Origin of the sequence: Niallia sp., assembly GCF_031978665.1 — a bacterium.
GTDB lineage: Bacteria > Bacillota > Bacilli > Bacillales > Cytobacillaceae > Niallia.
The window spans coordinates 1-12,873 of the sequence record NZ_DALZDK010000011.1 but is presented as its reverse complement, the minus strand read 5'-3'; the positions used below and the strand labels follow the sequence as shown (position 1 = coordinate 12,873).

The following is a 12,873-nucleotide window of genomic DNA, read 5'->3' as shown; positions in this document are numbered from 1 at the left end:
GTTGAATAAAACTATAAAAAAGAATGCTTTTAGTTTTCTTTTATGGACAAACGAAGCATTCTTATTTTATCCAAAAATTTTTTCCGATTTTATTTTAGGGGTGACAAAAATGCCAAGAGTAAGTTACAAAAGTTCAGATGTCGACCTAATGGCAAGGATGATGAGGGCGGAAGCAGAAGGAGAAGGACCACAAGGAATGTTATATGTTGGAAATGTAATTGTTAATCGTCTTAAAGCGGATTGTACTGATTTTAAAGATTTAAGAACCATTTCACAAGTTATTTTTCAAGTGCAAGGAGGAAATTATTCGTTTGAAGCTGTCCAGAAAGGGAATGTCTTTTATCAAAGAGCAAGAGCTGCTGAAAAAAAATTAGCAAAACAAAATTTAGATTATTGGCGAGAGCACCCAGGAAAATATGCTCTCTGGTATTTCAATCCATATGCCCCCTGCCCTCCAACTTGGTATGGTCAACCTTTTGCAGGTCAATATAAGGATCATTGTTTTTATGAACCACAAGCTGGAACATGTGAAACTGTTTATGTCGGAGGTTAAGCTTACTCCTTTTTAAATCTGTGCAGTAGATATGGGAGTAGCAGCTGCAATAGGTTCATTTGATAAACTAATAAAATTTAACACCTAAAAATATAAACAGATTTTAGCTGAAATAATATAAAAAAGATATAGTAGGAGTCTGTAACCTGTGATACTTATCTCAATGGTTACAGACTCCTTGTTTGTTATTAGCATATAAATTATTTATCGAGGGAGAGTAATTACAACACTGAAACGGTTGCATAAATGGTAAAAATTTTTCTTGATATAGAATTTATCTAAATATTTAAATACATAATAATAATCTAAAGTACCTATCTATAGGAGATGATATTAATGAGTTATTTGGTGTGGTGGTCTTTATTGCTTTTACCTTGGCTTCTACTATTATTTTTTGATAAACAAAGGGTAAAAAGATTTTTTCCCGTTTTATTGTTATCGATCGTATTAAACTCTCTATTATATCAGATAGCGCAAAGATTAAATTGGTTTACTGTATCTAAGAATTTGCCTTTTCTAACTAATATATCTCCATCTGTTTATGGAATATTTGCAGTAGGAACTTTATTAATTTTTTATTTTACTTATGAGAGATTCTGGTTATATTTCATTGTAAATTTGCTATTTGATATCCTTCAAAGTTATGTAGTGACACCATTCTATGTAAAACTTCACATATTTGATCGTCAAGAAATGAATGGTTTTGAGTCTCTTCTAATGATGACTTTCATGTCTCTTATAATGTATATGTATCAAAAGTGGCAAGATACTGTGATACTAAAAAGCTAGAAAATGTATTTTTAAGCAAAAAAGATAGATAAATGTTGTTGATAAGGGGAAAATAGAAATTTTATCAGAAATTGAGACATTCCTTATTTATCCAGGATAAACTTATCTTTAGAAAAAAGTAAATGTTTGTAGAACACATAATAACGCTTCAGTAATTTCTAATAAAACGTCCAAAACCAAGGTACATATGGGATTAGACGTTTTTTTATTATATAATTCAGGCTAAGACGGATTAACGCCTATTGTTATTTATAATATAAGGTACTTGCTTATGTAGAGCTAAAGAGGGAAGTTTTGTTTAAGTACAATTTGTTCAGTCATATGATTATATGTGACTTGTTCTTTTTTCTTAGATAGTGCAAAAATAATTGCATATCTATCTGTTATGTAACGTAATATTGGTGCCTATGAAAGTATTAGGCAATCATTTGAGGAAAATGGGATACCGGTTGCTTTCTCATTTGTAGCATAATGAAGAAGGTAATGAAAACTATATGCTGACGCAAAAAGGAGGAAACTTCATCGGGGCGCAGGTTACCCGAGAAGCTATAACCCAATTGATTATCGATATTTTAGATGATACCAGCAATCAGTTTATCGGAAAAAGTATTGGAGTGAGTGAGCTAGGAACAGATTGGGAAAAATCATCATTTTACTAATAAATTATAAAAAAGAAAGTGTGGAAAGAAGGATGTTAAAAAAATATGCTATTGCTTTGTCCGTATTACTTTTAGTCATTTTAGCGGCTTGTACCGGTACTAATGAAAAAGAAAATAACAATCCAAGTGCAGGTGAGGATTCTGCCAATTCTGCTGACTCAGACGATGCTACGGTAGATTCTGACAACTCGGTTGATGATAGTAGTGAATCCGAGGATACTGTGGATTTCAGTGAGCCAACAGATAATGATAACAATTATGGCCGTGGAGCAATCTCAGACGGTGCAGATACAAATGCAGATGAAGAACCTGTTCGTATTCTTACAGAAGATGCATCATCTATTATTATTTACTTTTCACGAGGCGGAAATACAGAAAATGTAGCCCAGCAAATTGAATCATTTACAGGTGCAGATGTACTCGAATTACAAGTGGAAAATCCTTATCCATCCGATTATGAGGAAACGGTTGACCGTGCAGATAAGGAGCGGGAATCCGGTAATTTTCCTGCTCTAGCTACGCAAATTCCAGATTTAGGTCAATATGATATGGTTTTCTTGGGACATCCAATTTGGAGTATGACCATAGCAAATCCGATTGCCCGTTTTTTAGAAGATAATAAAGAGGAACTTAGCGGAAAATCGATTGCCGCTTTTTCAACGAATGCAGGATATGGGTATGGAAGTTCTGTTGATAGAATTTCGGAATTGAGCCCAAATAGTACGATTCTTGAGAATTATACCGTTGAAGACGAAGACGCAATGAATTCGCAAGATGATGTGGAAGCTTGGTTGAAACGATTAGGAGTATTGGAAGCGGAATAAAGGTTGGATAAATTCTATAATAGCTGTTTAAAACACCTTTCTTGATAAGGAGGTGTTTTTTCTAGCCATACCAATTGAAAGGAGGCCGAGAATGAATTATTTGTTTACTAACTGCAATATAAACAAAATGGTGTTACCTCTGACTGGGGAAAAACTGTATTTAAGGGAATTGAATCTAATCAGCTTCATTTAGCGGATTATAATATTAAGCAAATAAATCAGGAAAAAGAAAAGAGAACTGCTTATTTAAAAGAGGTGTTTTCTCTATTTAAAGAATCGGATGTAACCCTTATCGGAACTCCAGTATATTGGTTAAGTATGACTGGCTATTTAAAAACATTTATCAATCGATTTACGGATGTGATAGACGAAATATAGAAGGAAAAGAGGTCTATTTAATCATGCAAGGAACTGCTGAGAGAAGATGCGATACCTTTTATTGAACATGTCATCCAGCATTTGTGTCGGCGTTTTGATATGAAGTATAAAAGTTTACTTCACAATAAAGAAGACGCAAAAAAGCTCAATAAGATTTTAGAAAGAAAGTTGTCTTTTCTCTTTTTTTACTTGTAAGAAGAAATTATATTAGCAAAACTGTTAAGCGTGAGGAGATGAACATTTATGACTAACACATGGAAAATATATATCCTTGCAATCACCAGCTTCTTAGTAGGGACCTCACAATTTGTTATATCTGGTATTTTAGATCAAATTGCAGTTTCAGTAGGTATCTCTGTTGCAAGCGCAGGACAATTAATTACCGTATTTGCTTTGGGTAATGCTATAGGGACACCAATATTAATTGCTGCTACAGCAAAATCAAATCAACGGAAACAATTACTGCTTGCATTAACTATTATTTTGTTAAGTTTATTGTTGACGGTCCTTTACAATAGTTTTGGTCTACTCATCATAGCAAGGGTTATCATGGGAATGGGGACAGGCGTTTTTGTTGTCACAGCTTATAATTTATCTTCGAGGCTGGCAAAACCCGGAAAAAAAATAGGAGCAATGGCAAACATAGCTATGGGTTATAATGCTTCCCTTGTATTAGGGGTTCCTATTGGCAGAGTAATTGCTTCTGCTTATAATTGGCAGATTATTTTTTGGATTATCGGTTTATTAGCAATCGTTGCTACCATCGTTATTTTTAAATTTATACCTTCTATGAAAGGTGAGGGGATAATCCCTTTGAGAAAACAATTGTCACTTTTAAAGGATAGTCGTATTGTCATTGCGCTTAGTATTACGCTCTTCACTTTTCTTGGATACTCTGTTCTTAACTCTTATATCGCTCCATTCTTAGGATCTATTACAGATGAAAAATATATCAGTGCCATTTTATTCGCTATCGGCATTGCCAGTCTGGCTGGCTCTAAACTAGGAGGGTTCACAGCTGATCATTTTGGAAAAGACAATACACTTTTATCTAGTTTAATTTTACAATTAATTGCCTTATTCGGTTTGTTTCTTTTAATGAATTCGACGATATTTATTGTAATTATGCTCGTATTTTGGTCGGTTGTCTTCATGATGTTCGGTCCAACTCAAAACTATAATCTTATTTCTCTAGCTCCACAAGCAGCATCTATTATGTTGAGCCTGAATAGTTCTTTTGTACAAATTGGATTTGCACTAGGATCAGGTCTAGGTGGCATTGTAGTAAATTTAGCGGATATCCATTCGATTATTTGGGTGGCATTATTATCAACGTGTATAGCTGCTATTATAGGAGTACTCTTTATAAAGCAGCCATCTAAAGCGTAGTTGTAGTGTTGTATGAAATTTTTTCCGGAAAGTTAAACGATATGTATGTTGAAATATCTATTTTAAAATATTTATCTATGCAAAACTGAAAGGGCTGCAGAATTTAAAGCGAGTAAGCCAACAAGTAGGACGAAAGAAGATTGTTGGAATAGAAAGCATCAGTAAATAGGTCCACTCGTTTTAGATCAGCCAGGAAATTCTGAGGGATTTGGGAAGGAATTTCCAAATTATAAGGATAAAATAAACGTACTCTCACTCAGCTGAATGACTGGATAAACCTCTTCGAATCAGGCCATTGCTTTGACTGAATATTTCCTAGACACTACAACATGGACCCCAGAAAAGGTCTATCTTCATGGTATGACCAGTGAAGGAGGAAAACGACTCCATCTTTACATGCAAGAGACCCGATTGCGCATGATGAAACGATTATGGGATGGCTATTCGGAGAACATTAAAGGAGGAGGTATTATGCAATCTCGGAAGAACAGAATGGTATTTGTCATCTTTTTGATGATTATTGCACTTCTTACTGGATGCAGTAGAAACACGGAAGACGGTCAGAATTCTTTATCGAGAGCAGAAACAGGCAGTGATACTGTCGAAGAAGGACCGGATTCAGAAGAGGTGAATAATGAGATGAACTACACAGCGGACACAAAAGTATGGGATGTCATTGATGATCCTGCCTTTGAAGGGTACGGGAGACTGATTTTCCCTGCTGATAAGAGGATTGACAAGGGTATGACTCTGAATGAGGTCGGCAGCATCCTGACCTGGTATAACTATGTAAATCCAGATCGGACAGTCGAAATCGTAAATTATATGAAAACCAAAGCAGAAGCGGGGGAACAGATTTTTTATGACATCTACACGGATGAAGAAAAAGCCGCTGATCCTGCCAAGGAGAATACCGGACTTTTCTTTTTTCGGGGGAATCCGGGAAGGGAATTTGCCATTGTGAATTCCGGTGGCGGCTTTGTATATGTAGCAGCCATGCATGACAGCTTTCCGCATGCATTGGAATTATCGAAAAAGGGATATAATGCATTCGCACTTATTTACCGACCGGGAGCCGAGACAGCCAGTGAGGATCTTGCACGAGCGATTGCTTTTATCCATGAATATGCGGATGAACTTGAGGTCGACACAGTGGATTATTCCCTTTGGGGAGGCTCTGCCGGTGCGCGGATGGCGGCTTGGCTTGGATCATACGGAACAGCAGTCTTTGGAGAAGAGGAGTATCCGAGACCTGGAGCGGTCATCATGCAATATACGGGACTTTCCGAGGTATACGGAAATGAGCCACCTACATATGCACTTGTGGGTACTAGCGACGGCATTGCAAGCTATCGCACAATGGAGCGTCGTATTAATCGGATCAAAGCAAATGGAATAGACGCAGAGATTGAAATATTTGAAGGGCTACCGCACGGGTTCGGACTTGGAGAGGGGACGATTGCAGAAGGATGGATAGTTAATGCGGTCAGATTCTGGGAGAATCAGATGGACTGAGGAGGTATGGAGATGAGAGCAAAAAGAATACTCGGAATTATGGTAGTGTTGCTATTGCTTATTGGTTTACTTGGGGCATGTGATAGCCGAAAAGCATCGGATGTTACTTCGGTCAAGAGACGCATGCCTCATGTAAGGCTAAAACGATGTGATGAAAAGAAAATGTGGGGAAAATGCTTGAAAAAAACATACTTCAGTTATCGACTAGGTACATAGTTACCTGATACCGGTCAGATTAATGAAGATAAAGAGTCAATGTGTTTATTGGACCGGCACTATAGTGGTAGCATTCCTATAATAAATAAACTTTTAAAGGAAGTTTGTGAACAAATATACTTAAACTCCCTCATTTTGATACTAATATATAGGGTGCATTAGTTAAATAGAAGGATTAATTATTACTCCTAGGGAAAATAGGAATGTCTACAAAAATAAGACATTCCTTAAATTACTCAGGATAAACTTGTTTTTAAGAATAGAACGAATATTCTCTCAATAATCATTAACGCTTGAATGATTTCTAATGGTTAACGTCTAAACCCTTGATAAATATGGGATTAGACGTTTTTTTGTTATCTCTCCCTACCTAGCCCTATCCATACATAAGTACAAAATAATGTGGGTACTCTAAAAGAGAATCATTAGTAAAATGAGGATAAAATCATAAAAGTACAGCAATCCTATATTGATTATTATATGACTTTATTATGCTCAATAATTCACTAAACTAAAAATGAAATAGGAGAGACAACATGGATTTTGATACGGTCACGATTTGTAGGTTGATCACAGCAATGACCCTGCTTTTTCACATCATCTTTGCCACACTCGGGGTAGGGGTACCTTTGTTTATTTCAATAGCTGAATTAGTCGGTATTAGAAAACAAGATAAGCATTATGAATTGTTAGCGAAAAGATGGTCAAGAGGCTTTGTGATAACAGTTGCAATTGGGGTAGTAACTGGAACAGCTATTGCCCTGCAGCTATCTTTAGTATGGCCAAACTTTATGCAGCTAGCTGGGAACGTTATTGCATTGCCATTATTTATGGAAGTTTTTGCGTTTTTCTTTGAAGCGATTTTCTTGGGTATTTATTTATATACTTGGGATCGTTTCAAAAGTAGATACACACACTGGCTATTAACATTACCGGTTGTTATTGGTGCGGGAATGTCCGCAGTTTTTATCACGACAGTAAACTCATTCATGAACTCGCCCAATGGATTTACGATGGTGAATGGAGAATTTGTGGCGGTTAGTCCATTAGAAGCAATGCTGAATCCATCTTCCCCATCGAGAATTTTTCATGTATTAGGTGGTTCTTATTTAACAGTAGCAGCTATTTTAGCAACGATTGCTGCAACTGCTCTATTAAGGAACAAAGGAGCTCGGGAATATCATAAAAAAGCATTAAAGATGACGGTTATTGCTATGTTTATATTCTCGGCAATAACTGCATTAGCCGGTGATGTATCGGCAAAATATTTAGCAAAACATCAGACGGAAAAGTTAGCTGCTGCAGAATGGCTGTTTGAATCAGAGGAGAATGCTGATCTTCTTCTTTTTGGATGGCTGAATGAAGAAAATGAAGTTGTTGGAGCGATTCGTGCACCTGGATTTTTAAGCTTTTTAGCACACGGAAATTTTATGAGCGAGGTAACTGGTTTGGAAGCAACACCAGAAGAGGAAAGACCACCATTAGTCATACACTATTTATTTGATTCTATGGTATCCATTGGGTTCTTCTTATTAGGTATTTCCTTCTTATATATTGTGTTAATGCGGTTGAAACGCTGGAATGTGCACAGTAAATTAATGCTTTGGCTACTTGCCATAAGTGGTCCGCTTGCTATGTTAGCTGTTGAACTTGGCTGGGCTTTTGCAGAATTAGGAAGACAGCCTTGGATAGTAAGAGGCTACATGACTGTTGATGAGGCAGCGACTTCTTCGCCATATATTTTGCATATGTTTTTCCTATTTCTAGCACTGTATATCGTATTAGGTACATTATTTACGATAACGTTACGAAAATTATTTAAAGATAATCCAGCAGAACTTGAGTTAGAGAAGCATTACCCTGAATGGAAAGAGGGGATGGAAAAATGAGTTATGAAGTCATAGGGATTACGGTACTATGGTTGTTTTTGTACGGTTATCTAATTGTTGCATCGATTGATTTTGGAGCAGGATTTTTTGCTTATTATGCCAAGCTTACGAAGCAGGACCACATCATTAATCAGATTATTTCGCGCTATTTATCACCTGTTTGGGAAGTAACGAATGTTTTTTTAGTTTTCTTTTTTGTGGGAATCGTCGGCTTTTTTCCGTCTTCGGCCTATTATTATGGTTCAGCGTTACTTGTGCCTGCAAGCTTTGCGATTATATTGTTAGCAATTCGAGGTTCCTTTTACGCTTTTGAAAATTATGGCTCCAAACAAAACAATGTTTATATGTTTCTATATGGAGCCACAGGGTTATTCATTCCTGCCTCGTTGTCGGTAGCTTTAACGCTTTCAGAAGGTGGCTTCATTTCGGAACAAAATGGTCATGTTTCTTTAAAGTATGTAGAGTTATTTACTAGTCCTTTAGCATGGAGTATTGTTGCGTTAGCCATCGTTTCTGTTTTATTTATTAGTGCAAGCTTTATCACCTATTATGCATCCAGAGCAAAAGATATGGCAGCACTTCAGTTAGTGCGAAAATGGGCATTATTCTGGGCAACGCCAACCATTATTATGGCATTGACAACGATGATTGCTTTAAGCCAGAGAAATCGGGTTAATTACGAAAAGATGGTGGATTTATGGTGGATATTTGGCTTATCAATGGGCTTTTTCTTAATTGGCATTAGTCTATTATATATTGGTCGAAATTATGGCATTGCCTTTATTGCGATCATGCTGCAATTCCTTTTTGCCTTTTTCGGATATGGAATGGCGAAGTATCCTTATTTGCTTTACCCATATATCAATATGGAAGACAGTGTTACAAACCCATCCATGGCAATGGCGCTTATCATTGCTTTTATAGGGGGACTCTTATTATTGATTCCTTCCCTCATTTTATTGATGCGCCTATTTTTATTTGATGCAGATTATGCAAAAGGAAAAAAATGATGAATATGCTAAATTTGATATTAGAGGGCGGAATCGTTCATGCAAAATGTAAAGAAAACGGTTTGGGTGCATAAGCAAAAGATTTATTTTTTATTAGGATTAACCTTCATGCTTGGCCTTGCTATTGTTGCACAGGCCTATGCAATGACAAGCATTGTCGATGGTGTTTTTCTGAAAAACCAAACGTTTTCAGCAATTATACCATGGCTGATAACTTTACTCTTCATTCTATTTGTAAGATCTTGTACGGATTATATTAGTAAACGGATTGGTGTTTCAATAGCGAGCGATGTAAAGTATGAAACTCGTAAGAATTTGTTAAATAAGTATTTTTCCAATTCTATATTATTAGCTGAAAAAGGTCAGACGGGGAAAAAGGTAAGTATGCTACTTGATGGTGTGGATGAAATGGATAGTTTTTATAGTCAGTTTATCCCTCAGGTTATGCAGAGTACCTTTGTGCCGATTTTAATGCTCATCGTAATTTTCACACAGCATATGAATTCAGGTATTATTCTAACGGTTTCTGCTCCATTTATTCCTATCTATATGATCGTGATTGGGATCAAAACACAAAAAAAATCGGAGGAAAAGTTGGAGAAATTAGCTTCATTTTCTGGAAAATTTTTAGAAGCTTTACAGGGGTTAGTAACGTCAAAGCTATTTATGCAAACAAATCGGCAAAAAGAAGAATTAGAAAAAAGTAGTTTAAGCTTTCGCGATACTACGCTTGAAATATTGAAAATTGCCTTTACACAATCTTTTGCGCTTGAACTTATATCGATGCTAAGCATTGGCATTGTAGCTTTAGAACTTGCTATTCAATTAATTATATATAAAAGTATCTCTTTTTTTACTGGATTTCTGATTTTAATATTGGTTCCTGAATTTTATGCGTCATTAAAAGAGCTGGGGGTCACGTTTCATAATGGTAGAAGTAGCATGGGTGCAGCTAAAAAAGTATTAGAAGTGTTTGACGAAGAGGATGAACCTACTTTATGGGGGAAACAAACCTTACCAGAGTTGAAAGTTCCACCAACCATTCAGCTTGACCAAGTGAGCTTTACATACACAAATACTAATTTTCGATTGCAATCTGTGACAGCAACCTTTTTACCTAAACAAAAAATTGCCATTGTCGGTGCTAGTGGAGCAGGAAAGACAACTTTACTACATGTGATAGCAGGGATGCTTACTCCTAAAAAGGGTTCACTTTACATCAATCAAGAAGAACTCATTCAATACACAGAATCCTCTTGGCTGCGGCAGATCTCTTATATATCGCAAAATCCCTATATTTTTTCTGGAACGATAAGGGAAAATATTGCGATGGGAACAAGGAAAGAAGTTGGAGAGGAAGCAATCAGGGAGGCGGCCCAATTAGCAGGAATCGTCCCATTGATTAAATCATTAGAAAATGGCTTTGATACCAGAATTGGCGAAGCTGGAAGAGGGCTTTCTAGTGGAGAAAAGCAAAGGATATCCATTGCACGGGCTTTTCTTAAAAAGCCTAATATCGTATTGTTGGATGAGCCAACAAGAGGGCTTGATTTAGCTACTGAAAACATATTGCAGCAATCGATTGAAAAATTAAACGAGACAGCAACTGTTATTATTGTAGCACATCGCTTGCATACGATTAAAAATGCGGATCAAATTCTTTACTTAGAAAATGGCAAGTTACAAGCTGTTGGTACACATGAATCATTGGTAGAAAGGCTACCTGCTTATAGAGAATTAGTAATGATTCAAAAAGGGAGGGGACATAAATGAGTTCATTGCAGAAAATAATGAAAATGATGTTTATAGAGAAAAAAGATATTAGCATTGCTGTCATTTGCGGGTTTATTGCTGGAATTAGCAGCGTAGGTTTATTTGCTGCGAGCGGTTATCTCATATCTAAGTCTGCATTAATTCCTCCTTTTTATACATTAATAATATTGACTTCGACAGTTAAGTTACTCGGTCTTGTTAAGGCTGGAGCGAAATATGGAGAGCGACTTTATTCTCACCGAGCAACATTTACGATTTTAAGTAATTTACGAGTAGCTTTCTTTGAAAAATTAACACCGCTTATTCCGCAAATTTATCATAAATATAGAAGTGGGGATTTACTAGCCCGTGTTGTGGGGGACGTAGAAAGTCTGCAAAATTTCTTTTTAAGGGTGTTTTATCCACCACTTGTTCTCTTACTTGTTTTTGTTAGTACTATCTTATTTACGAGCTTTTATTCCATTGTAATTGCTTTGATTCTTTTACTTGGTTTTTTCTTAACGACGATTATTATTCCAGCACTATTTTCCTTCAAACAAGTTAAGATTAAAGGGAGAGTTAGGCAGGAGCGTGGTGATTTATCCACACAGATTACAGAGGTGCTGTATGGATTTCGTGAATTAAAGCTATTTCATCAATTACCAGCTAAACAAGTACAGCTGCTAATTCACTCTGAATCCTATATCAACCAACAAAAAGGAGAAAATGTAAATAAAGTATCTAGTCAATCTTTTAATGGTTTTATGACTTTTATGACAAGTTGGCTCGTCTTAGGAGCTGGAGCTTATTTGGTTGCAAATGGGACGTTAGAAGGGATATTCTTGGCGATGCTTGTTATGATTTCTCTCACTGTCTTCGAGCCTGCTGCACCGATGGCGGTTTTTCCTATTTATATGCAAGAAAGCAGAGATGCATCAACACGTTTATATGAGGTAGTAGAAGACCCGAGTATCATAGAAGAGAAGAGGGAGCCTCTTATTAATGAATTACCTAGCCTCGCACCATCATTAGCGTTTAAAGATATTCAATTCACTTACAGGGGAGATTGGCGGAGAACGATTCCAAACGTATCATTTATGATACCAGCTGGATCAAAGACGGCGATTGTTGGGGCTAGTGGCTCCGGAAAATCCACTTTGCTTCAGCTTCTCTTAAAGCTACAGCAAGCGGATGCTGGAGAGATTTATTGGGGAGATTTTGACACAGCGACTGTATCTAGCGAGGCGATTTGGGAGCAAACGAAAGTTGTCTTGCAGGAAAATTATTACTTTTACGGCACGATTCGTGAAAATCTTCAATTAGCTGAATCACAGCTTACTGATGCTCAAATGGAAGCTGCATTAAAAAGGGTAAAGTTAGAACATTTTTCACTAGATCATCGCGTGTTAGAAAAGGGAGAAAATCTTTCAGGCGGAGAAAAACAACGTTTGGCCATTGCCAGAGCATTTTTGAAAAAAGGGCATTTATGGGTATTAGATGAGCCAACCTCATCGCTTGATGCACAGACAGAACAAATGATTTATCAGGAAATTTTGGCGCGCACGGAACAGGATACACTCATTTTAGTTAGCCACCGCTTACATGGATTAGAGCATATGGATCAAATTATTGTAATGGACCATGGTGAAATTATCGAGTGGGGTTCTTATAAGGATTTAATGAATAAACAAGCATATTTTTATAAAATGAAGGTTTTAGAAGAAAGCTTGCTTTAAGAATAAAGCGGATTCAAGATTTCCTTTGTTGGTATATATTATCTGGTTAAATCTAACTTGAGATATTTCAATCAGTATTAAAAAAGGGATAGAATACAGGCTATATATGAAAAAAGATGAGGTTGTGACAAAACTAAATAGCCAATCTGTAAAGACGAACAAT

General features: G+C 36.5%; 12 protein-coding genes. All 12 read left to right on the top strand.

The annotated features are described in order from the left end of the window. Positions 1 to 109: 109 nt before the first annotated feature. A complete protein-coding gene (locus RTL21_RS07745; protein WP_312095152.1) occupies positions 110 to 553 on the top strand; it encodes a cell wall hydrolase in 444 nt (147 codons plus the stop codon). A 336-nt stretch (positions 554 to 889) separates the two neighbouring features. Further along, a complete protein-coding gene (locus RTL21_RS07740; RefSeq protein ID WP_312094968.1) occupies positions 890 to 1,342 on the top strand; it encodes a hypothetical protein in 453 nt (150 codons plus the stop codon). 494 nt (positions 1,343 to 1,836) lie between these two features. After that, positions 1,837 to 2,001, top strand: coding sequence for a Rossmann-fold NAD(P)-binding domain-containing protein (locus RTL21_RS07735; protein WP_312094966.1), 165 nt, complete (start codon positions 1,837 to 1,839; stop codon positions 1,999 to 2,001). A 32-nt stretch (positions 2,002 to 2,033) separates the two neighbouring features. Further along, entirely contained in the window at positions 2,034 to 2,825 is a 792-nt protein-coding gene (locus tag RTL21_RS07730; RefSeq protein ID WP_312094965.1) for a flavodoxin family protein, read from the top strand. Positions 2,826 to 2,936: 111 nt separating this feature from the next. Further along, on the top strand, positions 2,937 to 3,203 hold the full coding sequence (locus RTL21_RS07725) for an NAD(P)H-dependent oxidoreductase (RefSeq protein ID WP_312095150.1): 267 nt from the start codon (positions 2,937 to 2,939) through the stop codon (positions 3,201 to 3,203). A 243-nt stretch (positions 3,204 to 3,446) separates the two neighbouring features. After that, entirely contained in the window at positions 3,447 to 4,592 is a 1,146-nt protein-coding gene (locus RTL21_RS07720; protein WP_312094963.1) for an MFS transporter, read from the top strand. Between the two features lie 396 nt (positions 4,593 to 4,988). Next, entirely contained in the window at positions 4,989 to 6,107 is a 1,119-nt protein-coding gene (locus tag RTL21_RS07715; RefSeq protein WP_312094961.1) for an alpha/beta hydrolase, read from the top strand. 12 nt (positions 6,108 to 6,119) lie between these two features. Next, entirely contained in the window at positions 6,120 to 6,323 is a 204-nt protein-coding gene (locus RTL21_RS07710) for a hypothetical protein (RefSeq protein WP_312094959.1), read from the top strand. A gap of 536 nt (positions 6,324 to 6,859) precedes the next feature. Then, a complete protein-coding gene (locus RTL21_RS07705) occupies positions 6,860 to 8,212 on the top strand; it encodes a cytochrome ubiquinol oxidase subunit I (RefSeq protein ID WP_312094957.1) in 1,353 nt (450 codons plus the stop codon). Beyond that, positions 8,209 to 9,222, top strand: a complete 1,014-nt coding sequence (locus RTL21_RS07700) for a cytochrome d ubiquinol oxidase subunit II (protein ID WP_312094955.1) — start codon at positions 8,209 to 8,211, stop codon at positions 9,220 to 9,222. The genes RTL21_RS07705 and RTL21_RS07700 overlap by 4 nt, the downstream gene beginning before the upstream one ends. A 39-nt stretch (positions 9,223 to 9,261) precedes the next feature. Next, entirely contained in the window at positions 9,262 to 10,995 is a 1,734-nt protein-coding gene (gene cydD, locus RTL21_RS07695) for a thiol reductant ABC exporter subunit CydD (RefSeq protein WP_312094953.1), read from the top strand. Continuing rightward, the gene (gene cydC / locus RTL21_RS07690; RefSeq protein ID WP_312094951.1) at positions 10,992 to 12,710 is read left to right on the top strand and encodes a thiol reductant ABC exporter subunit CydC; all 1,719 of its coding nucleotides are present in this window, start codon (positions 10,992 to 10,994) and stop codon (positions 12,708 to 12,710) included. The genes cydD and cydC overlap by 4 nt, the downstream gene beginning before the upstream one ends. Positions 12,711 to 12,873 lie beyond the last annotated feature (163 nt).